The 24630-nt window shown below is 34.4% G+C and carries 23 protein-coding genes; 9 read left to right on the forward strand and 14 right to left on the reverse strand.

The features are described from left to right. Window positions 1–54: 54 nt before the first annotated feature. Complete coding sequence (locus RM519_RS06140) at window positions 55–306, reverse strand: hypothetical protein (RefSeq protein WP_311592757.1); 252 nt, start codon at window positions 304–306, stop codon at window positions 55–57. A gap of 174 nt (window positions 307–480) precedes the next feature. On the opposite strand from RM519_RS06140, the gene RM519_RS06145 reads away from it, so the two are divergent. After that, entirely contained in the window at window positions 481–2976 is a 2496-nt protein-coding gene (locus RM519_RS06145; RefSeq protein ID WP_311592758.1) for a zinc-dependent metalloprotease, read from the forward strand. Window positions 2977–3031: 55 nt separating this feature from the next. Here the strand turns inward: RM519_RS06145 and RM519_RS06150 are convergent, their stop codons facing one another. After that, window positions 3032–3202 carry a C1orf53 family protein gene (locus RM519_RS06150; RefSeq protein WP_311592759.1) on the reverse strand — a complete coding sequence of 57 codons (171 nt, stop codon included), beginning with the start codon at window positions 3200–3202 and terminating at the stop codon, window positions 3032–3034. A gap of 130 nt (window positions 3203–3332) precedes the next feature. Here RM519_RS06150 and RM519_RS06155 point away from each other — a divergent pair, with 130 nt between their 5' ends. Next, complete coding sequence (locus RM519_RS06155; RefSeq protein WP_311592760.1) at window positions 3333–4577, forward strand: serine hydrolase domain-containing protein; 1245 nt, start codon at window positions 3333–3335, stop codon at window positions 4575–4577. A gap of 60 nt (window positions 4578–4637) precedes the next feature. Here RM519_RS06155 and RM519_RS06160 read toward each other — a convergent pair whose 3' ends face one another. Further along, window positions 4638–5204 carry a DUF4136 domain-containing protein gene (locus RM519_RS06160; protein ID WP_311592761.1) on the reverse strand — a complete coding sequence of 189 codons (567 nt, stop codon included), beginning with the start codon at window positions 5202–5204 and terminating at the stop codon, window positions 4638–4640. Between the two features lie 254 nt (window positions 5205–5458). On the opposite strand from RM519_RS06160, the gene RM519_RS06165 reads away from it, so the two are divergent. Then, window positions 5459–8890 (forward strand): methylmalonyl-CoA mutase family protein, encoded by a 3432-nt coding sequence (locus RM519_RS06165; protein ID WP_311592762.1) that lies wholly within the window; start codon window positions 5459–5461, stop codon window positions 8888–8890. Here RM519_RS06165 and RM519_RS06170 read toward each other — a convergent pair whose 3' ends face one another. The 3 genes from RM519_RS06170 to RM519_RS06180 are packed head-to-tail and all read right to left on the reverse strand — an operon-like array spanning window position 8891 to window position 11881. Further along, entirely contained in the window at window positions 8891–10588 is a 1698-nt protein-coding gene (locus RM519_RS06170; protein ID WP_311592763.1) for a GMC oxidoreductase, read from the reverse strand. A 6-nt stretch (window positions 10589–10594) separates the two neighbouring features. Next, window positions 10595–11194, reverse strand: a complete 600-nt coding sequence (locus RM519_RS06175) for a 3-keto-disaccharide hydrolase (protein ID WP_311592764.1) — start codon at window positions 11192–11194, stop codon at window positions 10595–10597. A gap of 9 nt (window positions 11195–11203) precedes the next feature. After that, window positions 11204–11881: a 3-keto-disaccharide hydrolase gene (locus RM519_RS06180; protein ID WP_311592765.1), complete on the reverse strand. Its 678-nt coding sequence runs from the start codon at window positions 11879–11881 to the stop codon at window positions 11204–11206. Window positions 11882–12278: 397 nt separating this feature from the next. On the opposite strand from RM519_RS06180, the gene RM519_RS06185 reads away from it, so the two are divergent. Beyond that, the gene (locus tag RM519_RS06185; protein ID WP_311592766.1) at window positions 12279–12818 is read left to right on the forward strand and encodes a sigma-70 family RNA polymerase sigma factor; all 540 of its coding nucleotides are present in this window, start codon (window positions 12279–12281) and stop codon (window positions 12816–12818) included. Window positions 12819–12836: 18 nt separating this feature from the next. Here RM519_RS06185 and RM519_RS06190 read toward each other — a convergent pair whose 3' ends face one another. Next, a complete protein-coding gene (locus RM519_RS06190; RefSeq protein ID WP_311592767.1) occupies window positions 12837–14033 on the reverse strand; it encodes an MDR family MFS transporter in 1197 nt (398 codons plus the stop codon). Window positions 14034–14316: 283 nt separating this feature from the next. On the opposite strand from RM519_RS06190, the gene RM519_RS06195 reads away from it, so the two are divergent. After that, complete coding sequence (locus tag RM519_RS06195) at window positions 14317–14862, forward strand: DUF1684 domain-containing protein (RefSeq protein WP_311592768.1); 546 nt, start codon at window positions 14317–14319, stop codon at window positions 14860–14862. On the opposite strand, the gene crcB is transcribed toward RM519_RS06195, so the two are convergent. The 3 genes from crcB to RM519_RS06210 form a co-directional block, all read right to left on the reverse strand. After that, window positions 14859–15233 carry a fluoride efflux transporter CrcB gene (gene crcB, locus RM519_RS06200; RefSeq protein ID WP_311592769.1) on the reverse strand — a complete coding sequence of 125 codons (375 nt, stop codon included), beginning with the start codon at window positions 15231–15233 and terminating at the stop codon, window positions 14859–14861. The two genes, RM519_RS06195 and crcB, sit on opposite strands and share 4 nt — an antisense overlap. 71 nt (window positions 15234–15304) lie before the next feature. Continuing rightward, the gene (locus RM519_RS06205) at window positions 15305–16270 is read right to left on the reverse strand and encodes a BT_3928 family protein (protein WP_311592770.1); all 966 of its coding nucleotides are present in this window, start codon (window positions 16268–16270) and stop codon (window positions 15305–15307) included. 79 nt (window positions 16271–16349) lie between these two features. Then, window positions 16350–16883 (reverse strand): DUF1599 domain-containing protein, encoded by a 534-nt coding sequence (locus tag RM519_RS06210; RefSeq protein WP_311592771.1) that lies wholly within the window; start codon window positions 16881–16883, stop codon window positions 16350–16352. A 64-nt stretch (window positions 16884–16947) separates the two neighbouring features. Here RM519_RS06210 and RM519_RS06215 point away from each other — a divergent pair, with 64 nt between their 5' ends. The 3 genes from RM519_RS06215 to cdaA are packed head-to-tail and all read left to right on the forward strand — an operon-like array spanning window position 16948 to window position 19165. After that, entirely contained in the window at window positions 16948–17532 is a 585-nt protein-coding gene (locus RM519_RS06215; protein ID WP_311592772.1) for an LOG family protein, read from the forward strand. After that, the gene (folP, locus tag RM519_RS06220; RefSeq protein ID WP_311592773.1) at window positions 17529–18350 is read left to right on the forward strand and encodes a dihydropteroate synthase; all 822 of its coding nucleotides are present in this window, start codon (window positions 17529–17531) and stop codon (window positions 18348–18350) included. Before RM519_RS06215 ends, folP begins: the two co-directional genes overlap by 4 nt. Before the next feature lie 41 nt (window positions 18351–18391). Continuing rightward, window positions 18392–19165: a diadenylate cyclase CdaA gene (cdaA, locus tag RM519_RS06225; RefSeq protein ID WP_311592774.1), complete on the forward strand. Its 774-nt coding sequence runs from the start codon at window positions 18392–18394 to the stop codon at window positions 19163–19165. 190 nt (window positions 19166–19355) lie between these two features. On the opposite strand, the gene RM519_RS06230 is transcribed toward cdaA, so the two are convergent. After that, window positions 19356–21119, reverse strand: coding sequence for an ABC transporter ATP-binding protein (locus RM519_RS06230; RefSeq protein ID WP_311592775.1), 1764 nt, complete (start codon window positions 21117–21119; stop codon window positions 19356–19358). Next, on the reverse strand, window positions 21112–21864 hold the full coding sequence (gene truA / locus RM519_RS06235; RefSeq protein WP_311592776.1) for a tRNA pseudouridine(38-40) synthase TruA: 753 nt from the start codon (window positions 21862–21864) through the stop codon (window positions 21112–21114). Before truA ends, RM519_RS06230 begins: the two co-directional genes overlap by 8 nt. A 107-nt stretch (window positions 21865–21971) precedes the next feature. Between truA and RM519_RS06240 the strand changes: the two genes are divergently transcribed. Next, window positions 21972–22469 carry a metallophosphoesterase family protein gene (locus RM519_RS06240; RefSeq protein WP_311592777.1) on the forward strand — a complete coding sequence of 166 codons (498 nt, stop codon included), beginning with the start codon at window positions 21972–21974 and terminating at the stop codon, window positions 22467–22469. Here RM519_RS06240 and RM519_RS06245 read toward each other — a convergent pair. Then, a complete protein-coding gene (locus RM519_RS06245; RefSeq protein ID WP_311592778.1) occupies window positions 22466–24313 on the reverse strand; it encodes a sensor histidine kinase in 1848 nt (615 codons plus the stop codon). The genes RM519_RS06240 and RM519_RS06245 overlap by 4 nt on opposite strands. A gap of 18 nt (window positions 24314–24331) precedes the next feature. Next, window positions 24332–24622 (reverse strand): hypothetical protein, encoded by a 291-nt coding sequence (locus RM519_RS06250; protein WP_311592779.1) that lies wholly within the window; start codon window positions 24620–24622, stop codon window positions 24332–24334. Window positions 24623–24630 lie beyond the last annotated feature (8 nt).

Here is a 24630-nt window from a genome sequence, read left to right on the forward strand (position 1 = left end):
GGTTGTAATTAGGTAGAAGTTCTAAATACAATCCGTTTTTAATTTATGTCATTTTTAGTTATTAGCCAAGCCAGCCAAGAGGGCCATCCCACCAAAAACGAATAAGAAAAAGAAAACTAATACAAATCCTAAAACCATTATTAAAAGATTTCCTTTCGCCCAATTTTTTTTATGAATATTGGTATTACTATCGAAGGCCCAAACCAAGACCATTATCAATCCAATTAAAGGCAAGGATGCAATAAAAATTGTTAATGCCCATTCTTTAAATGACATTACTTTTTCTTGATGAGATAAATTTTCCATTATTTTTTAATTTTAAGTTACTTTCAAATATAACACAATCACAACTCTTTATCAATTACTTACAACTTTTCTATTAACAATTACAATTTCTCTTTAACACTTTTTTAAGAAATTTTAACATTTAGTTTAATACATTCGTTCACTCATTATTTAACAATAATTCAAATATAAATTATGATCAAAAAATTACTACCAGGGTTTTTGGCATTTGCGCTTATAACCACGTTCAGTTTAGATATTTCTGCCCAAAGGAAGAAAAAAAAGAACGACAAAAATGCTCCCGCTACAGAAGCAAAAAAACCTGAACCAAAACCTAAAAAAGGTGCAATTCAGCCTTATGGAAAGGTTATTACCAAAGACGCTAAGACTGACGAAGGTCTTTTTAAAGTTCACAAAATAGACCAAAAATATTTCTTCGAAATTCCAGATTCACTTTTGGAGAGAGAAATGTTAATGGTTACAAGAATTGCTAAAACTGCAACCGGAATTGGTTTTGGTGGCGGTAAGCAAAACGAACAAGTTTTACGCTGGCAAAAGAAAGATAATAAAATAGTATTGCGTGTTGTATCTCATGATATTGTTGCCGCAGATTCTTTACCAGTTCATGAAGCGGTTGTAAATTCTAATTTTGAGCCTGTCTTATTCACATTTCCAATCAAGGCATTTGGTAAAGATTCTACCTCTACAGTTATTGAAGCTACTGACTTATTAGCTAAAGATGTAAAGTCTTTAGGCATGCCTGTAAGATCTAGAAAACGTTACAAAGTAACGCGTATGGAAGCTGACAAATCTTATATTGAAAGAATTAGCAGTTACCCGTTAAACATTGAACTTAGACATGTAAAGACTTATGCAGCTAGTGCCGCACCTTCAAATTCAAACCTAGGAACCATTTCTTTAGAAATGAGTAATTCTATGATCTTATTACCAAAAGTACCAATGCAAAGAAGGAATTTTGACGAGCGTGTTGGTTGGTTTACATCTAGCACACAAGACTATGGAGATGAAGCTCAAAAAACGAAAACAAAGACGTTCTTAGATAGATGGAGATTAGAGGTGAAAGATGAGGATATTGAGAAATTCAAAAGAGGTGAGTTAGTAGAACCTAAAAAACAAATCGTTTATTATGTAGATAGAGCAACACCAGAAAAATGGAGACCATTTATAATGCAAGGAATTAACGATTGGCAAGTTGCTTTTGAAGCAGCTGGATTTAAAAATGCCATTGTTGCAAAGGAAGCTCCGACACCTGAAGAAGACCCTGAATGGAGCCCTGAAGATGTTCGTTATTCTGTTGTACGTTATTTAGCATCTCCAATTCCAAATGCAAATGGGCCTCACGTAAGTGACCCGAGATCTGGTGAGATTTTAGAATCTGACATTAACTGGTACCACAATGTAATGAGTTTATTACAAGGTTGGTTCTTTGTTCAAACTGCTGCCATCAATCCTGATGCTCAAAAAGTTGGATTTAAAGATGAAGTAATGGGCGAATTAATCAAGTTTGTTTCTTCTCACGAAGTTGGTCACACAATTGGATTACCTCATAACATGGGTAGTTCTTCTGCAGTACCAGTAGATTCTTTACGTTCTGCTTCATTCACTCAAAAATACGGAACAGCACCGTCTATTATGGATTATGCTCGTTTCAACTATGTAGCGCAACCAGGAGACGAAGGTGTTTCTTTAATGCCTAATATTGGTGTATATGATAAATATGCAATCTCTTGGGGATACCGTCCTATTTTAGCTGCGGAGAATGCTGCTGATGAAAAAGCAACATTAGATGCTTGGATTTTAGAACATGCTGGTGATGCTAGATACAGATTTGGTCATCAACAAGCAGGAGGTGTCGTAGATCCTAGTTCTCAAACTGAAGATTTAGGTGATGATGCTATCAAAGCAAGTGAATATGGAATTGCTAACTTAAAGAGAATTGTTCCTAATCTAATGGAATGGACAACTAAGGACGGTGAAAATTATAGCGATTTAAGCGCTATGTATGGTCATGTAGTTTCTCAATTCGGAAGATATATTGGTCATGTTTCATCTAATGTAGGTGGCGTTTATGAGTTTTACAAAACTAGCGACCAAGACGGTGCTGTTTACACCCACGTGAACAAAGACAAACAGCGTAATTCTGTAAAATTCTTAAACAAGCACTTATTTACTACACCAACATGGTTAATTGATAATGAAATTATTGGAAGAACTGAATACGCTGGAAATATTGAAAGAATTACATCTATTCAAAAAAGAGGATTACGTAATTTATTAGATATGCAACGTATGATGCGTATGGTAGAAAATGAAGCAATTAACGGTAGTTCAAATGCATATACCTTAACTACCTTAATGTACGATATCCGTCAAGGAATTTGGGCTAACGGAGCAAGTGATGCTTACGCAAGAAGTTTACAACGTGCACACGTAGAACATTTAGCAAGTCTTATGAACGCTAAAAATGTTAGTGGTAGATCTTCATCTCCATATGTTAAAACAACTGCAGTTACGGTTAACCAATCTGATATGATACCTGTTATTAGAGGAGAATTAAACAGAATTAAGCGTGATGCAACTCGTGCTGCTGGAAGTGCACCAAACACAATTACTCGTTATCATTTACAAGATATCACTGCTAGAATTGATGGTATTTTAGATCCTAAATAAGGTTTCTTAAAAGCATTAAACTTAAAAAGAGGTTGTCAATTAATTGGCAACCTCTTTATTTTATAAAAGTATCTGTTTTCTTATCATATCCAAACGGGCAATGTTTACATCCACTTTTACAACAATAGCCCCGTTTTAAATGGTATTTTTCTGTAAATACCCGATAGCCCTGTTCATTCCAATAAAAATCATCTGGCTCAATAGCAGGCAAATTGTTATAATCCATGGCACAAAAATACTAAAACAACCTTGTTAAAACATATGTATTTTTATGTTAATTAATAGATAGCGTTTTGATATTTTTCCATAGTTTGGTAATTTGCAACTCCTTCAAAAAATAGGATTTGATTTAATAAATGAATAAGTATTTAAAATTTACTGTAATTGGTCTCATTGTATTCTTAAGTGGGTTTATAATTGCTACTTCTAACAATCAAATATCCGATGATACTGAAGAATCTAACATCAAACCAGTTGAAGAGAAAAACGAACATTTTTCTATTGACTTGCAGTATTACCCAGAAGAAAAAACAAAAAAAGTAAACCATAAATTGGATTCTTTATTTAAAAGAATTCATAAAAGACACGATTTTCATGGAAGTGTTCTAGTAGCCCAACAAGGAAAGGTTATTTTCAAAGGGAATTATGGCTTTGCTAATTTTAGTAAAAAAACAAAAATAGACTCCAATTCTATTTTTCAATTAGCATCTGTAAGTAAGCAATTCACAGCAGGGGCAATCATGATTTTAAGAGATCGTGAAATGCTAAAATTAAGCGATACCATAACGGAATATTTTCCAGACTTCCCCTACAAAGAAGTCACAGTAAATCACCTTTTAAATCATACTGCCGGTTTACCAAATTATTTTTGGATTGCAGAACACAAATGGAAGAAAGACCTAGCACCGACAAATTCAGAAATGCTGGAATTAATGAATACGGCAGGTGTAAATCGCTTTTTTAGACCAGGTCGAAAATTCGATTATTCCAACAGCGCCTATTTTGTTTTGGCCTCTCTTATCGAAAAGGTAAGCAAACAAAGTTATGCTACATTTTTAAGAGAGAATATCTTTAATCCATTGCAAATGCACAATTCATATGCTTATAGTTTTGAGCACGATGCAGTGCATACAAATCAATTAGATGGGTATCGTTTATACCGTGGTTGGCGTCATGCCAAAATTAGAGGAACGGTAAACGATGGTGTCGTAGGAGACAAAAACATCTATTCTACCGCAGAAGATTTATACAAATGGATAACTGGGTTGAACTCAGGTAAACTTATTTCGGAAGAATCTCTAAACCTAATGTACAGTAATGGTGAAACCCGGTACGGTAGAAAAATCCCATACGGATTTGGTTTTAGACTCGATTTTAAAAATAATGAAAAACGAATTTATCATTATGGTCGTTGGAATGGGTTTAGCACAGCACTTACCCAATTTACCGATGAGGACCTTGTTGTAATCGCTTTAGACCACTCAAGCTTTAGGTCCATGACCTATCTAAACAAATCTGTCAAAAAAATTGTTTTAAACAATTTTAAACCAGATATAAATGATCTGATTTACGCGGATTCTGGAACATCTACCGCCAATTAATCAAAAAAAAAAATGCGCTGAATTTCTTCAACGCACATTTTAACTAAGTATTAATTCAAATTATTTTTTACTCTTTTTATCCTCTTCCATAAAAGGCGGATATTTCTCTAGTATCCTTTTTATAAACTCTTTTATTCTTGCCTCCTTTTTAACCGCATTATCAATAATAAGTGCTCCTTTACCTATTCCTTGCCAAACCAATTCTTTCTTTTTATTATCAATAAAATCTACAAATAACGTGCCCTCTTCATGTACAGAAACCTGTTGTCCATAATTTGGTCCATAATACCACGGGCTCCAATATCCGTATCCATATGGGTAAAAATTGTTGTAACCTCCATAGATATCCACTTTCTTAGTGGACTTAGCGAAAATACTCACAACCAAATCCGGATCATCAGATTTCACCATTCCTCTTGCCGAGAATTCAGTCTCAATTGCTCTTAAAATTCTCTTTTTATCAATATCAGATATTTCTACTTTATCAATTCCTTTTTTATAAAAAGCATATGATTTATACTGCGTAAAGTCCGCCATCGTATCATAATCTGCAGCTACCCTTATAGGAGAACATGAAAATAATATTGCCATTACAAATAGAAAGGAAAGTAGTTTTACAAATCTCATTTTAATCAATTTTAATTAAGAATTAATTCCAGCACACTGCATAGATAAAATCGAAAACAATACATCAATAATCATACCAAAGGCAATCAATTTAAAATTGCAATTTTCGCATTGAAACAAAGGAATTACACTCTTTTTTTCTACTATCTACAATCATTCTATTAAATTATTAATAATAATTTAGCCACAACCCATAAATCTACTCGAAAGCGATTAATTTTTGACTAACTTGCAACCTTATCAATCATCATTCTATGGAACAAATTGCGCCTTATACGCCAAAAAACAAAATACGTATTGTTACTGCTGCATCTTTGTTTGATGGGCACGATGCTGCCATCAATATAATGCGTCGTATCATTCAGGCAACAGGAGTAGAAGTAATACATCTTGGCCATGACAGAAGTGTTGAAGAGGTTGTAAATACCGCAATTCATGAAGATGCCAATGCCATTGCCCTAACTTCATATCAAGGTGGGCATAATGAGTATTTCAAATACATGTACGACCTACTTCAAGAAAAAGGAGCAACACAAATCAAAATTTTTGGTGGTGGAGGCGGCGTAATTTTACCTCATGAAATTAAAGATTTAATGGACTATGGAATTACGCGGATCTATGCTCCAGATGATGGTAGAGAAATGGGCTTGCAGGGCATGATTAACGACTTAGTTTCTAAATGTGATTTCCCAACTGGTGAACAAATTAATTTTGAAGTTGAAGACCTAAAACACAAAATTCCTGCCCAACTTTCAGCAGCAATATCAGGAGTTGAAAATTTCTCTGAAAAGCATGCGCAATTTATTACTGCTATAAGAAAAGAAGCGGATGCATCCACAATTCCTATTTTGGGAATAACAGGTACTGGGGGTTCTGGAAAATCTTCATCCATTGATGAAATTGTAAGGCGATTTTTAACTGATTTTGACGATAAAAACATTGCCATTGTCTCGGTAGACCCATCAAAACGAAGAACTGGCGGAGCATTGTTAGGTGATAGAATTCGTATGAACTCCATTAACAACAATAGAGTTTACATGCGGTCTTTAGCCACAAGACAATCAAACCTCGCCTTATCCAAACATATCAATGATGCCTTAAATATTTTAAAATCTGCTGAATTTGATCTGATCATTCTAGAAACATCAGGTATTGGTCAAAGCGATACAGAAATCTTGGAACACTCTGATGTCTCATTATACATTATGACTCCAGAATATGGAGCGGCAACACAACTCGAGAAAATTGACATGATCGATTTTGCCGATATTATTGCCATAAATAAATTTGATAAACGCGGTGCAGAAGACGCTTTACGTGATGTAAAAAAACAATACCAACGCAATCATAATCTTTGGGAGACATCCTTTGAAGACATGCCAGTTTTCGGAACAATTGCATCACAATTTAACGATCCAGGCACCAATCAATTATATGCTGCCATCGTAAATAAACTAAATACTAAAACAGCGGTTAATTTTAAAAGTTCTATTAATTTTGAATTAGGCGACAGTAAAAAACAATTTATTATTCCGCCTAAAAGAGTTCGTTATTTAGCAGAAATTGCAGATGACAACCGAGGTTATAGCGAATTTTGTAAGCAAGAAAAACAAACAGCTCAAAAACTTTTTGGAATATATAAAACATTAGAATCTGTAATTGGATTTGTTCCAAGTATACATGCTTCTGGATTGAACACCTCTGAAATATTAGAGCAAAGCAATTCAGAAAACAAGGATTTTGTTTCTCTTCTACTTGCTGAATTTAATCGTGTTAAAAAAGATTTAAACCCATACAACTGGGAAATTATTTGCAATTGGAAAACAGTAAAATCTAATTATTCGGACCCTATATTCAAATTTAAAGTCCGAGAAAAGGAAATTAAAATTGAAACACATACTAAATCCTTGTCTCATATAGACATTCCTAAAATTTCCTTACCAAAATATGAGGCATGGGGAGATATCTTGTATTGGACTTTACAAGAAAATGTTCCTGGAGAATTCCCGTATGCTGGAGGTATTTATCCTTTTAAAAGACAAGGTGAAGACCCAACGAGAATGTTTGCAGGGGAAGGCGGACCGGAAAGAACCAACAGACGTTTTCATTACGTAAGTGCGGCTATGCCAGCCAAAAGATTATCTACAGCATTTGATAGTGTTACTTTGTACGGGAACGATCCCGACCTTAGACCAGATATCTATGGTAAAATTGGAAATGCAGGTGTGTCTATTTGCTGTTTAGACGACGCAAAAAAATTGTATTCAGGATTTGAATTAACCAACCCGATGACATCCGTTTCTATGACCATTAATGGTCCGGCACCGATGCTATTAGGCTTTTACATGAACGCTGCCATAGATCAAGAATGTGAAAAATACATTCATGAGCAAGGAATTACAATGGAGATCGAACAGAGAATTAATGACTTCTACTCAAAAAGTAAAACCGAAAGACCTTCATATCAAGGCAAGTTGCCAGATGGAAACAACGGTCTTGGATTATTCCTCTTGGGCATAACTGGAGATCAGGTTTTACCGAAAGATGTCTATGATAAAATTAAAAAAGACACGATTGCAAAGGTAAGAGGAACAGTACAGGCAGATATACTTAAAGAAGACCAGGCACAAAACACTTGTATTTTTTCAACGGAATTTGCATTGCGATTAATGGGAGATGTTCAAGAATATTTTATTGAAAATAACATTCGGAATTTTTACTCGGTTTCTATTTCTGGCTATCATATTGCAGAAGCAGGTGCGAATCCTATTTCTCAATTGGCTTTTACCCTTGCCAATGGCTTTACCTATGTTGAGTATTATTTAAGCAGAGGAATGGATATTAATAAATTTGGTCCAAACTTATCATTCTTCTTCTCTAATGGAATTGATCCAGAATATGCTGTAATTGGTCGTGTAGCTCGTAAAATTTGGGCTAAAGCCATGAAAAATAAATATGGTGCAAATCCAAGAGCACAAATGTTAAAGTACCACATACAAACATCTGGGCGTAGCTTGCATGCTCAAGAGATCGATTTTAATGATATTAGAACAACTTTACAAGCGCTTTATGCTATCTATGACAACTGCAATTCATTGCACACCAACGCTTATGATGAAGCTATAACAACACCAACCGAAGAAAGTGTTCGTAGGGCGATGGCCATTCAATTAATTATCAATAAAGAATTGGGGTTGGCTAAAAATGAAAATCCAATTCAAGGCGCCTTTATAACAGAAGAATTAACCGATTTAGTAGAGGAAGCCGTATTGTTAGAATTTGAACGTATAACAGAACGTGGCGGTGTTTTAGGGGCTATGGAAACAATGTATCAACGCAGTAAAATTCAAGAAGAAAGTTTGTATTACGAAACCCTAAAGCATACTGGTGAATTTCCAATAATTGGTGTGAATACATTTCTAAGCAGTAAAGGCTCTCCTACAAATATTCCTGGAGAGGTTATTAGAGCAACAGAAACGGAAAAACTATATCAAATTAAGGTTATTGAAAACTTACACAAAACGCAACTAGACAAAGTTGAAAATCAATTGACTAATTTACAAGATGCGGCTGTAAAGAACGCCAATCTTTTTGAAGTATTAATGGAAGCAACTAAGGTTTGTTCTTTAGGACAAATTACCAGCACCTTATTTAATGTTGGAGGTCAATATAGAAGAAATATGTAATTAAAATTTGTTTTGCTTGACTTGCCCTGCTGCATAGTTAGCTGCCCTAGCCGATATTGCCATATAGGTTAAAGAAGGGTTTTGATACGCTGATGATGTCATACAAGCTCCGTCAGTAACAAACACATTCGGCACAGCATGAATTTGATTGTATTTCCCTAAAACAGAAGTCTTAGGATCGCGTCCCATTCTTGCCGTTCCCATTTCGTGAATGGTAGTCCCAACATAAACAGGATTTTCATATTTTTCCACGTTTTTATATCCTGCCATCTTCAGCATCTTCTCCGCTTCAATTTGCATATCAGCAATCATAGCCTTTTCATTTTCTTTGTATTCAGCATCGAAAATTACTCTAGGTTCACCCCAATCATTTAATTTGTCAAAATTTAAATACATTCTATTTTCATGATAAGGCAAACATTCTCCAAATCCTCCAACTCCAATTTTCCAAGGTCCAGGTTTCAACAATGTTTCTTTTAACTTATTACCATAGGTCATTTCAGCAATTCCTCGTTGCCAATTTTCTCTACTCGCACCACCCTGAAAAGCATAACCTCTTAAAAAGGATGTATCTTCCGATTCTTTATCTCCAAGATTCTTAAAACGTGGTATATGAAAACTTGCAGGTGTTCTTCCTTTATAATACTTACCATCGAACCCTTCTACTTCTGCTGTTGCACCGGCTCTAAATGGATGATCCATTAAATTGTGCCCCAACTCTCCACTATCATTTCCTAAACCATTTGGGAATCGATTCGAAATTGAATTCATCAAAATAGCAGTACTACCAACAGTAGATGCACAACAAAAAATTACTTTGGCTTTATAAAACGTCACTTCTTTCGTTAACCGATCAATAACCTCCACACCTGTCGCTTTATTTGTAGTATCATCAAACGATATTTTTCGAACGATCGAATTTGGCCTTAGCACCATATTTCCAGTTCTCTCTGCTGCTGGAAGCGTAGAAGATAAACTACTAAAATATCCTCCAAAAGGACATCCTCGAATACATCTATTTCTAAATTGACAATTTGATCTACCCTCGTGTTTTTTATCGCCCGTTAAATTGGCAAATCGCCCCATAAAAAGGTGTCGATTGGAATAGTGTTTCTCAATTTTATCTCTAAAATCTTGTTCGACACAATTTAGAGGAATTGGTGGTGTAAATTCGCCATCTGGCAATTGCGGCAAGTCCATTTTTTCGGCAGCAACGCCAATAAATTCTTCGCATTTACTATACCATTTTGCTAAATCTTTATACCGAATAGGCCAATCTACTCCATGCCCATCTTTTTTATTCGCCTCAAAATCCAGGTCGCTAAATCGCAGGGCTTGCCTGCCCCACATGATAGATCGGCCACCCACATGATAACCACGAATCCAATCGAATCGTTTTATTTCGTCATATGGATGATCTATATCATCCACAAACCAATGATTACTCACCGCTTTATGAACATATCCAGATCTTGCTTGTTTCTCTTGTCGTTTTGCTTGTTGAGGAGATACCTCTCCTCTATTTTCGAAATCCCATGGGTCCATATTCATGGTAGGGTAGTCCTTTATATGTTCTACCATTCTACCACGTTCTAACACCAACGTTTTTAAACCGTTTTCACAAAGCTCTTTTGCTGCCCAACCACCTGAAATTCCTGAACCAATAACTATAGCGTCGTACAGTTCATTTTTTTGCATGCAGTACTATTTAATCTCTTTAATTTTTAAATCCTTCCATCTCACTTTAATTCCTCCTCCATCATGAATTTGTAATGCAATAGAACCAACACCCGCTCCTATTTTTTCATCTGAAATATGTACCATTTCTGTACCATTTAACCAAGATGTTAAGTCGTTACCTACTACTCTGATTTTCATCTCATTCCATTCTCCAACTTTTAAAGCTTCTTCTTTTTCTGCTTCCGGCTTAATTAACCATCCTCTTCCATAAGATTCGTATACACCTCCTGTATGTTTACCCTTTGGAGCAACTTCAACTTGCCATCCAGAAACTTTTGTTCCTTCAACTGTCGAACGAATAAAAACTCCACTATTTCCGTTCGCTTCTTGCTTAAATTTCAAGGTTAAAACAAAGTCCTTGTAGTGTTCATTTGTTGCCAAATAACCATACGCCTCATCCGGTCCGCTTTCACATACTAATAATCCATCTTCTACATACCATTTCTCCGTTCCATAGTTGGTCCAACCGTCTAAATTTTCACCGTTGAACAATGAAGTTGTTCCATCTGAAGCACAACTCATTAAAAGTAATATTGACACAATTCCTAAGGCTAATTTCTTCATTTTAAATCTTTATTTATCTGTTAATTGTTTAATTCTAATATTTCTAAATTCTAAAGGCGAGCCATGACCTAAAAAGCCAATATGTCCCTTATTTTTTTTCAATCCTGGATGCTTTTTCCCATCTATGGTTCCATTTTTTGACGCCTCTAATACATCAGCGTCAACTATAACCTCACCGTTTAATGTTATTTTAAAATGATTTCCACGCACCTCAACTTCTTGTGTATTCCATTGCCCTACTGACTTTTGATGCCCTCTTTTTGCTGCAACAACTCCGTATACAGAACCATGATATTGATGTGGTTTAAGATCTGCATATTTTTTTGCTGAATTATCTAAAATTTGCAATTCTTTTCCAACATATGCAGCATCCCCTTCTAACGGTGTATGCACTCCTAATCCATTATTTGCACCAGGTGTAAGTTTAAATTCAAATCTTAATATAAAACTATCATACTCTTCTGCTGTATATAAATTTCCACTCCCACCATTTTCAGGTCGAACCTTTAAAATTCCTTTTTCTAAAAAATAATCTGTTTTATTCCCAACCCATTGGTCTAAATTACCATCTTTTAATAAGGAAACAAACCCATCTTTCCGCTCTTGTTTCGATACCTTTTTTTGCGCTATTAACACCATATTAAACAGTATGAAACCAACAATTAGAATAGTCTTTTTAAAATCCATATTTGAATAAATTAGATGTTCACAAATTAGCAACTTTTCCATAATTTTTAAGTATTAAATGCGTCTATTTTACCTTTTATAGTTCGATTACTTCAATAAAAAAACGAACAGCACTATTCAACCTATTAACTGCAATTCAAATATTTACTTAAATGAATAAAAAGTAACATTTAAATGCATCTTTTTTGTAATTTGTACGTCTATTGTATGAATTTAAAAGGAAAACCCATGAAAAATACAAATTGTACATGCAATTGTGAACCTTGTAAAACCGGACAGTGTCAAAACTGTACTTGTGAAAATTGTTCATGTTCTAATTGCAACTGTTAAAGAGCTATTTAGTTAAACTTGATAGGTGAAAATTCAAGCAATATTCACCTGTCAAAACATTTTATTTATGACTACACAGCACGTTTGGAATACGTACTCCAAAGATGTCTTTTCCTTTATTTATAGCAAGGTTAAAAATCGCACCTTGTCCGATGATTTAACGCAAGAAACTTTTCTAAAAGTTCACACCAAACTAGACACTTTAAAAGAGGCTTCTAAATTGAAATCTTGGGTGTTTTCAATTGCTAGAAATACCGTATTGGATCATTTCAGAAACTCGAAACCAGAAAGCGACACTCCTATTTTTGAAATAGAAGATGATTCCGAAGAGTTTGAGCACACCGAGAAAGATTGCTTACTAAGCCATATCATGAACCTCGATAAAAAATATAGAACTCCTCTTTTTCTAGCAGATGTAAAAGGGGTTAAACAACAAGAAATAGCAAATCAATTAAACCTTGCTTTACCAACTGTAAAATCTCGCATACAACGTGCACGTAAAAAAGTAGCCGAAGGCTATATGGACTGTTGTGGCTATGAACTAAATGAAAAAGGAGTTTTGGTCGGTGAAATGAAAAATCGCGACGAATGCAAAATTTGTCGCTAACCTAAACACCTATTTCCATTAGTTAGAGCGCCTTAATAAATACATAAAACACAAGATACAAACTACTGAAATTATTGTAAAAATGTACCAGGCACTTTCAAAACCATAACCATCTACCAAACGCATTCCGGCATTGTGCGCAATAATATGAGAAACAGAAAAAGACATGCTATACAAAGCCATATATTGGCCTTGCTTACCATTCTTTGCTCTGTCTAATGCGTAGGAGTTTGAAAACGGAAATGTTATCATTTCTCCTAAAGACATCAACAACATACCAATTACCAAAACACCTGTCCAAGCGCTAACATTTAAAATGACTAAACTCAATCCCAACAACACCGTTCCAAAAATCATATAATCGACTTTAGAGTATTTTAATTTCTCTAACCATTTAATCAGCGGCATTTCAAAAATAAATATGACAAACCCATTCATTCCAAGCAATAAACCAATATCAAATTCAGATAAAAAATGAGATTGCTTGTAAAAAATTGGAATGGTAGAAAAGTATTGCAAAAACACAATTCCGAATAAACACAACGCCACAAACAACACCCAAAATTTGCCATCAGAATAGGCAGAAACCGGATTCTCTACCACTACCTCATCCAGAACGCGTGCCTTTTTAGGATGCAAAACGTTAAGCAATAAAATACCTGCTAAGATACACGTCACTCCATCAATCCAAAATAATTTATCATAACCCATAGAAGTTATAATAATACCGCCGATAGCCGGCCCTGCAGAAAACCCAAGATTAATAGCCAATCGGATTAAAGTTACAGACCGAGTTTTATTTTCGGGTTTGCTATAAGCACTTAAAGCCACAAACATGGCTGGTCTAAATACATCTGCGGCCAAAATAACTGTGAATATCCCCAAACAGAACATAGCAAACGTTTCTAAGTATTGCAAACCAATAAATAGGACTCCAGTAACAATAATACTGCACACCATCACTTTATAATAACCGAACTTATCCGTTAAAAATCCGCCAAACCAAGTTCCAACCAATGAGCCTACGCCAAAAGCAGACATGATCCAACCCACATCTACAAGTGTAAAATGTAAATGTTCGGTTAAATACAGAGACAAAAAAGGGATTACCATTGTTCCTGCCCTATTTATTAACGTAATCAAGGCCAACCACCAAACTTCGGTCGAAAGTCCTTTAAATGAATCGCTATACGAAACGGTCATTCTTTTTAACATAGTCTAAAATTAAAAAATCCGGCGCAAGGCCGGATTTGATTATATTGATTTATCTTATTTTTAAATAACTACAACACATACAAAATCCGGCAAGTATTTTTAATACTCGACTTATAGACATTTTTATAGGTTGTACAAAGCATCATGCTTATTCTGTTTTATGAAGTTTCAAAACTACAAAATAAAATAATACCTTTAACGCAAATCAGAACAACCCATGAGAAAAACTACATATCTTCTTTTATTTTTAGTAACATTAATAGGATGTAATCAAAAGGGTCCAATGACTCACAAAGAAGAAATTGAACAATTTAGGTACAAGATGAATGTTGAATTTTCTGATTTAAAAACAACTCCACTTAAGAAAAAAGATTTTAAGAAATTTAAAGAATTGGCATTCTTTGAAATTGATGCATCATTTAAAATTGAAGCCTCGTTTAAAAGTACACCTAATGAACCTATTTTTGAAATGCAAACAACAACAGATAGGAAACCATTATATACGCAATATGGAATTGCAACTTTTAAACACAGCGGAAAGGAACATACACTGAGAATTTATCAAAATCAAGAATTAATGTTAGACCCAGAATATGCAGATCATTTATTCATTCCTTTTAACGACTTAACAAATGGAGCCGAAACCTATGATGGCGGCAGATATATTGATGTTGATATTCCGAAAGGCGAAATTATTGTAATAGATTTTAATAAATCGTATAACCCTTATTGTGCTTATAACGATGAATATTCGTGCCCGATACCTCCTAGAGAAAACGACTTAGATTTAGCAATAAAAGCGGGCGTGCTTGCTTTTAAAAAGCATTAAACAAAAAATCTAACGGCATAGATACCTGCAAAAACAGCAAGGAACCCAACTATAAAACTAGCAATTGTATAAACGGCGAAGCTCATAAAATCACCTGATTTTAAAAACACGTGGTTTTCATAAGCAAATGTAGAAAAGGTGGTAAAACCTCCACAAAATCCTGTTGCTAACAACAAGGTATGATTTTGCGTTAATGCTTCATGTTTCAAGGCCAATCCTAAAATTAATCCAATAAATAAACTCCCCAAGATATTGGCTAAAAAGGTTCCGTACGGAATTCCGTCTCCAGAATTATTCAGCGCTTTACCCAACAAAAAACGAGCAACACTTCCAAATCCTCCTCCAATAAAAACTAATAGGGCTTGTTTCATAAAACATTAAGATTTTATACTACATACACTTCGACATGCTCAGTGTGACAATCAATTAAACCAATTTGAATTTACGGTTTAAAATCATCAGCATCGATCCAGTTCCATTTACCGGTTACCGTTCCTTTATCCATGGTAATAATTCCTGGATTTGCTCTAATTATGGTTTTTAAGACAGTCGCATCTACAAATAACCATTCCATATTCAATCCAGCGTTAGCATTCAATTCTAGTAAATCGTCAATATAGGATGCAGACAAGCCATAAACGGTATATCCATTAGCCATGGCTAAATCCGTTGTAGTCTTTACCTGAGAAAATCCATTGCTATCCGCAACATCCAAATCATACATCACCACAAACATCACCTTATCTTTATTCAACAATTCATCCGTTAAATCATCTCCATCATTGGTTTCTAAATAGAAGTCATGCACTTTTGGCAATCCGTCAACCGCAATTTCAGTCATACCTTGTTGAATGTTTTTTCCAACCGCATAAGGTCTAAAATCAATTAACGGCAAATGCACTAATACATGATACGATATATACATAAACACCATTAACGAACCTAATGAAATCCAATTTAAGGCCTTATTGTTCATAATTGGCGTAATGTACTTACGTGCTAAAATTAAAAATGCAATTACGATTATAAGTACAACATTTTTGTTGAATGTTTCCCAAGGTGTCAACTTAATAGCATCACCAAAACAACCACAATCTGTAACTTTGTCATAATACGCAGAATACCATGTTAAAAACAGAAATACAAGTGTTATTAAAAACAAACTCCAAGTTGTTAGTTTTGGTTTAAAGCCTATTAAAAGCATTACACCCAACATGATTTCTATCAAAATTAAAACGATAGAAAACGGTAAGGCGTATGGAATAAAAGATTCCAAATTCAAAACATCTGCACTAAAATATTCTTGGAATTTATAAGCGGAACCCAATGGGTCAACCAATTTTACAAATCCAGAAAATAAAAAGGTGGCGGCAACAAAAAGGCGTGCAATAAGTACAAGTAATTTCATTTCTTAAAAATATTCGAGCGCAGTCGAAACCTAATTATTTTAAAATTCCACTCGACTGCGCTCGAGGGAATTTATATCTTTATTTCATGTGAATTAATGCAAATACGGCATAGTTTATCATGTCTTGGTAATTGGCATCAATACCTTCAGAAACAATCGTTTTTCCTTGATTGTCTTCAATTTGTTTTACACGAAGTAACTTCTGCAAAATTAAATCGGTTAAAGAACTTACGCGCATATCTCTCCATGCCTCACCATAATCATGGTTCTTGTTCTCCATTAATGTTTTCGTTTCTAAAATATGCTTGTCGTATAATGCTGTAGCCTCATCAGTATTTAAATCTGGCTGCTCTACAATTCCCTTTTCTAACTGAATCAACGCCATCAATGAATAATTGATAATTCCAATGAATTCAGACACTTCACCTTCATCCACTTTGCGTGTAGAATTTTCTTGTAACTGGCGAATTCTTTGTGCTTTGATAAAAATTTGATCGGTAAGCGACGGCAATCTTAAAATGCGCCAAGCACTTCCGTAATCCTTCATTTTATTAATAAACAATGAGCGACATTTTTCGATTACGTCGTCATATTGTTTGGAGGTATTTTGCATACAGATGATTTATTTTGCGTAAATTTCGGATAAATTTAACGATTTAAAAAATTTAGTTTTCCAGATGAAAAAAATCGCTGTTTTTTGTGGTGCTAGCATTGGTTTCAACCCTATTTATAAAGACGAAGCGCAACGTGTTGGGGCATTCTTTGGAAAGAATAATATTGGCCTGGTTTATGGCGGTGGTAAAATTGGAATGATGGGCGCCCTTGCCGATGAGTTGCTAAAACACAAAGGAGAAGTTATTGGTATCATTCCGCATTTATTAAAGAATGAAGAAGTGGTGCATTCTGAGTTATCACAACTTATAGAAACCAAAACTATGAGTACGCGAAAAGTAAAAATTAGCAAACTTGTAGATGGTTATATTGCTCTAGCTGGTGGATTTGGAACTTTAGACGAAATATTTGAGGCTTTAACCTTAGGTCAACTGGGTATTGAGAGCAAGCCGATTGGATTGCTAAATACACAAGGGTTTTTTAGCCCTATGTTAGCACAATTAGATTTAATGGTTGAAGAAGGGTTTCTTAAAAAAGCAAACAGGGATATGGTGTTGGTAAGCGATAACATTGAAGAACTAATTGAACTTATGTACCAATACAAAGCACCCAAAATGACAAAAATTGTTAATACCGTAGTAAAGAAATGACAATTAACTGCAAGGGAGAATTGATCGATTTATCTAGTCCAAAAGTGATGGGAATTTTAAACGTTACGCCAGATTCATTTTTTGATGGAGGCAAATACAAATCAGATCATGCTATTCTAACTCAGGTAGAAAAAATGCTGACCGAAGGTGCCACTTTTATAGATGTCGGCGCCTACTCTTCTAGACCCGGTGCAGCCCATATTTCTGAAGAAATTGAATTGCAAAGACTACTTCCCATTTTAGAATTAATTCTTGCAAAATTTCCAACAACACTTATATCAGTAGATACCTTTAGAAGTACCATTGCAAAAAAGAGTATTGAAACTGGCGCAAGCCTTATCAATGATATTTCTGGTGGTAGTATTGATACCAATATGTTTGCAACCATTGGTAAACTTAAAGTACCGTATATATTAATGCATATAAAAGGAACACCTCAGAACATGCAACAGAACCCGAGTTATACGGATGTTACTTCTGAGGTATTGTACTATTTCTCAGAAAAAATTGCAGCCCTTCATAAAGAAAAAGTGAACGATGTTATCATTGATCTTGGATTTGGATTTGGAAAAACAACAGCGCATAATTATGAACTATTAAAAAACATGGATTTGTTTCAAAAGTTAGAATTACCTATATTAACTGGGGTATCGAGAAAATCTATGTTGTATAAACTTTTAGATTCTGATGCCAAAAATGCCTTAAATGCAACTTCTATTGTCAATACCATTGCCTTGCAGAAAGGCTCCAATATACTGCGGGTGCACGATGTTAAAGAAGCCGTGGAATGCGTTAAAATCCTTGAACAAATCCAATAAATGCCTTTCATAAAATTTAGTACATTTACAAAAAACAATCCATGCTCGACTTTCTAGAATTTTCTATCCTTGATGTAATTGATGTCCTTTTAGTCGCTACTTTGTTATTTTATATATACAAGCTACTTCGCGGTACTGCAGCCATTAATATATTTATTGGTATTACTATTATATTTCTAATTTGGAAGGTTACAGAAGCGCTTAAAATGGAAATGCTAAGTGGTATTTTAGGCACTTTAACTGGCGGCGGAGTTATTGCATTGATTGTGGTATTTCAGCAAGAGATCCGGAAATTTTTATTGATGCTTGGAACGACCAATTTTACATCGAAACGAAATTTTTTAAAGCAACTGAATTTTATGAAATCAGAGGCTCAAATTACGACCGATGTAGAAATCATTGTGCATGCTTGTGAAGCCATGTCAAAGGCTAAAACTGGAGCCTTAATTGTGTTGGAACGCGATCAAAAGTTAGATTTTGTAAAAACAACTGGAGACGCCATGAACGCTCAGGTAAACAAACCTATTTTGGAAAGTATTTTTTATAAAAATAGCCCTTTACACGATGGCGCCATTATTATTAAAGACAATATGATTACGGCTACTAGAATAATACTACCGCTTTCTGATAAAACCATTCCAACACGATTTGGATTGCGCCATAGGGCTGCAATTGGTATTACTGAAAAATCGGACGCCATTTGCTTGGTAGTCTCTGAAGAAACAGGAATGATTTCTTATATAAAAGATGGTGAGTTTATGCTATATGAAAATGAGTTTGGTTTGATTGAAACGATTAAGAACGATTTGGCTTAATTAATTCATAGATACTTCGACAGGCTCAGTTTGACATCAAATTAAACCTAAAAAGTTCAAAAATTTATTGCTAAAATTCAAATGTCATTTCGACACCGAGAAGAATGAACTACGAGAAATTTAACCAATACCACTCCGCTTCATTCCCCAAAATACGCTTCAATTTTCATTCTTCATCATCAACCAACAACTAACTCGCCTCTGCGTGCTTAAATTGCATTTCGTGTAGGTTATGGTAATAGCCTTTGTTTTTCAATAATTCGGCATGCGATCCTTGCTCAACAATTAACCCTTTATCCATAACAATAATGGTATCGGCTTTTTTAATCGTTGTCAATCTGTGCGCAATTATAATAGATGTCTGGTTTTGAGTAATCTTATCCGTAGCATTCTGAATCAACTGTTCTGAATACGAATCAATAGACGATGTTGCTTCATCTAAAATCAGCACACTTGGGTTGCTTACATACGCTCTTAAAAAGGCGATTAATTGGCGCTGCCCAGACGACAACATAACTCCACGTTCTTTTACGTTGTAGTTATAACCTTCTGGTAAACTCATAATAAAATCATGAATCCCTATTTCTTTGGCTGCCTTTTGCACCTCGTCTAAACTCACTTCTTTATTCAATACAATATTGTTGTAAATCGACTCTGAAAACAAGAACACATCTTGTAAGACAACCGCTACATTGGCACGCAAACTTTCTAAGGTGTATTCATTAATAGATTTATTATCTACAGAAATAATCCCTGAATCTATTTCATAAAAACGGTTGATTAAATTTATGATCGTTGATTTACCCGCTCCTGTGGCTCCAACAATCGCCACGGTTTCTCCAGGGTTTACTTTAAACGAAATTCCTTTTAAAACTTCCTCATTTTCGATATAACTAAAATGTACATTTTCAAATTGAATATGCCCGTTAAATCCTTTAGCATCTATAGTACCAGTTGCATCAATATGACTTTCGGTATCAAACACTTCAAAAACACGAGTACCTGCAACCATACCCATTTGTAAGGTGTTGAATTTGTCTGCAATTTGACGTAAGGGTCTAAACAACATTTCAGACATCATTACAAAGGCGATTACTTCACCGGCCGTTGTATTAGAACCTTCGGCAATAATCTGAAATCCACCGAACCACACTATCAACCCAACCGTTACAGAAGTAATAATTTCTACAACCGGAAAAAAGATGGAATAATACATGACCGTATTTACCCATGCTTTTTTATGTTTGTTATTGATCTCTTTAAAGTTTTTGTACTCAATTTTTTCTCTATTAAACAACTGCACTATTTTCATACCAGATACGCGCTCTTGCACGAAACCATTTAAATTGGCCGCTTGTTCACGTATTTCTTTAAATGAAGCCTTCATTTTTAATTGGAATAACTTTGTTGCATACACAATAACAGGTAATACTGTTAAGGTAATCAAGGCCATTTTCCAATTCATAAATAGCATCATAATAATAACAGCTAACATGGTTAATAAATCTGCTATAATCATAAAAAAACCTTGCCCAAAAAAGTTCGCGATTTGTTCAATATCCGTAACTGCCCTTGTAACTAATTTACCCACGGATGAAGTATCGAAATAAGACATTTTAAAGTTAAGCATATGCTTGTACAACTTCATACGCATATCTTTAATAATACTATACCCTAATTTATTGGCTATAAAAATAAACACAAACCGAACCAGTACCTCACCTAAGAGTACCGCTGCCATTATTAGTACATAATTTAACAGCCCTGTTTTATCTTTCGATTCAAAAAAGGTATCTATAATATATTGCAACAGTTTTGGTCTTGCCACGGCCAAAAGTGCCAATAGAATAGCAGATACAGATGCCACTAAAAACTGCGTTCTGTAATTTTTTACAAAACCCATTAAACGCTTAAATATCCTGGCATCAAATGCTTTACCGGTGGTATTACTCATTTTCTAAAACTGCTTTTGGGTAGACTATCTTTGTCAAAAATAAACCTTTTGCCGGAACTGATAAACCTGCCTTTGTTCTATCTCTACTTTCTATAATATTTGCAAATTCTTCTAAGCTTGTTTTTCCCAATCCAACATCTACCAACGTACCAACTATGGCTCTTACCATGTTTCTTAAAAATCGATCTGCAGAAATATGAAACACCAACATTGCTCCATCTAATTTCCATTCGGCTTCAGTAACATTACAATTATAGGTCTTTACATCTGTTTTCGATTTTGAAAAACATTTAAAATCTTTATAATTCAACAACAATTTCGCTGCTGCATTCATTTTTTCTATATCTAAAGTTCTATGAAAAAACTGCCAAGTAGTGTCTAGTAAAAATGGATTTCTACCCAGTACTATTCTGTACTCATAACTTCGGTCAGTTGCATCAAAACGGGTATGTGCTTTATCGCTCACTTGTATAAAACGATAAACTACAATATCATCAGGTAAATAAGAATTTAACTTAAATAAGGTCTGGTCAAAATCGAACACTGCAGTAGTATCAAAATGTGCAAACATTTGTGTGGCATGCACCCCAGCATCAGTTCTACCCGCCCCCATAATATTGATGGATTCCTTTAAAATTTTAGACAAACCATCATTTAGTTTTTCTTGAACAGATATGGCATTTGGCTGATATTGCCAACCATGGTACTCCGTTCCTTTATATGAAAGTTCTATAAAATATCTCAATCGAATCGTTTATTTTTGTGCTTACAAATATACTGAACCTATTTGAAGGCAGCACAGCCAATTCAGTTAATAGAAATCTTAAAAATTGTACTAAACTTTTTAACTGAATGAAAAAAATCTTATTGCTTTCCGATACCCATGGGTTTATAGATGATCAGATTTTAAAATACGTAAAACAAGCCGATGAAGTTTGGCATGCCGGTGATATTGGTACCATAAAAGTTACCGATACCATTAAGGCTTTAAAACCCTTACGTGCTGTTTATGGCAATATAGACGGAACGGAAATTAGATCAGAATTCCCATTGAACAATCGATTTTTATGCGAAGAAGTTGATGTTTGGATTACGCACATTGGCGGTTACCCCAATAGATATGATCTTCGCGTTCGTGAAGAAATAAAACAAAATCCACCTAAAATATTTATTAGTGGGCACTCGCATATTTTAAAAGTACAATTCGATAAAAAACTAAACTTATTACACCTTAATCCTGGTGCTGTGGGTAAACACGGATTTCATAAAATTAGAACCATGTTACGCTTTACCATTGATGGTTCCGATATTAAGAATTTAGAAATTGTTGAGTTAGAAAAAAGACATTAGGCTTTTTTAACTGGCACTGGTACATTGATATAAATGCGTGTTCCAGTTTCTTCAGATGATTTAATATCGAATACACCATTCATCATTTTAATACGCGCCTCTATTTGCGTTAAGCCCAAGCCTACTTTTTTCTTTTTCTTCATCTGAGCCACATCAAAACCAGTTCCGTTATCAAAAATTCGCACTTCTAATTTACCATCATATTGTTTCAACAAAATATTGGCATATGAAGCGTTGCTATGTTTTAAAATGTTATTGATCAATTCTTCAATAATACTGTGCATTTTAATTTCGAATTCCGATTCAAAACGTTTTATGTTATTCGATTCCGCTTTAAATGTAATTTTAGAATTGGAATATTTTTCACATAAATCATCCATGGCAAAGGCCAAACCGAACTTTAGTAAAACCGATGAAATTAAAGTGTGTGATAAATCGCGGATCTTTTCACCAGCCTCGGAAACAATATCTTGGGTCTTGGCAATTTCTTCGGGAGCTTGCTCTTTTAAAGTCAACTTAGCCGCTTGTAAATGCAAGCCTGCCGATGACAATAAAGCACTAACACTGTTATGTAAAATTTCTGCTATATGCCTACGCTCGGTTTCTTTACCGTCTATGGTAGCGTTTAGAATTTTTATTTGTGCTTCGTTTTGTATTTTCTCTAATGCGCTCTCCTTTACCAAGGTTTCTTGCTCTAACACCAATAATTGTTTTTCTCTTTTTAAACGCCTACTTCTGTATACCATGAATAGCAATGATAAAACTAATACAGAACTGATACTAATGATATACAACCATAATTCTGTCCGTTGGCGCCTATTTTTTTCTTCAATCGCCAATCTTTCTTTTTCTGTATAATTATATTGACCTGCTACTAATGCATAACCTCTTTTATCCGTAACTTCAGCCAAAGAGTCTTTAATACCAATTGAAAGCAATCTATATTCATAAGCCTTTTTAAAACTATCCATTCGAGCATAGGCATCCGAAATATTACCAAAAGACCTCCCCATAGCGGTAGCCGAAACAATATCTTTTCTGTCCTTAACTAAATTATAACTAATAGAATAATACTCTATAGCCTTTTTGTAGTCTTTCTTACCAATATTAATAGCACCCAAAGTATTAAAAGTGTTTTGCGCCTTAATAGAATCTTCAAGATTTTTCAAAAGTAAAAGAGACTTGTTTCCATAAATGTCTGCTTTATCAAACTCTTTTGAATAATAACAATAACTCATTAAATTTGTATAGACTTGTCTTAAAATTGTTTTGTCAGTGTACTTTTTCGGGAATAATTTAATTGTGTTATTATAATAATAATTTAAACTATCTTCATGAATAGAGTCTAATTTCTTTTCTCTATACAATCTAAAATGCTGCCCACCTAGTCCAATATATCCCATACTTTTACCGAGAGAATCATTTTGAATTTCCGCATACTCTAAGGTAATTCTAAAATATTTAAACGCATTATCATAATTTTCAATAAGAGAAAACCCAGAAGCAATTTCATAGGAAAACGGAATGATATATGGATTATATGCATTCTGTTGGGCAATTGTGAGACCATCAAGAAGAATTGACAATGCCTCTTTAGTTTTATTTTGTACTGCATCTAACCTTGCTCTTTCTAAATCGATTTTTAATTTGATATTTCCCTTGTACTCAGGAGTATTAGTTAAACTATCTAAAAGAAATTCGGCTAAATCATAATTATCAGCCATTATAACTCTATCAACTTTACTAAATACCTTATCAAGTGAAAATGAATCTTGACCAAAAACAAGTGTAGCATTGATAAAAATCAATGCTACCGCAAATACTTTTTTAAAGAAGTTTTTCATTCCTTAAATATACACTTTTTATGGTTCAATTGTAATCTCTGGATCCGGCCCAACTGGCCCTGGGTCTCCACTTTTAGTCAGTTCTTGTGGGTGTTGAAAAAATTGTACGTTTAAAGGTCCTTTTACATTGTAGTTTTTTTGGGTATCATTACCTCCGGTTCCATAGCGTAATTGAATCTTATTGATGTCTCCATCTTGCTCAAAAGTAACACCAACACCTTTGGCAACTTTAAATTTTAACTGATACTCTTTTTCTCCATTCTTTTTACCTTTAAAGTCTAAAGAATACGATTCTAACATGTTTGACATAACATTTT

Source organism: Urechidicola vernalis, assembly GCF_031846385.1.
In the GTDB taxonomy this organism is placed as follows: Bacteria; Bacteroidota; Bacteroidia; order Flavobacteriales; family Flavobacteriaceae; genus Urechidicola; species Urechidicola vernalis.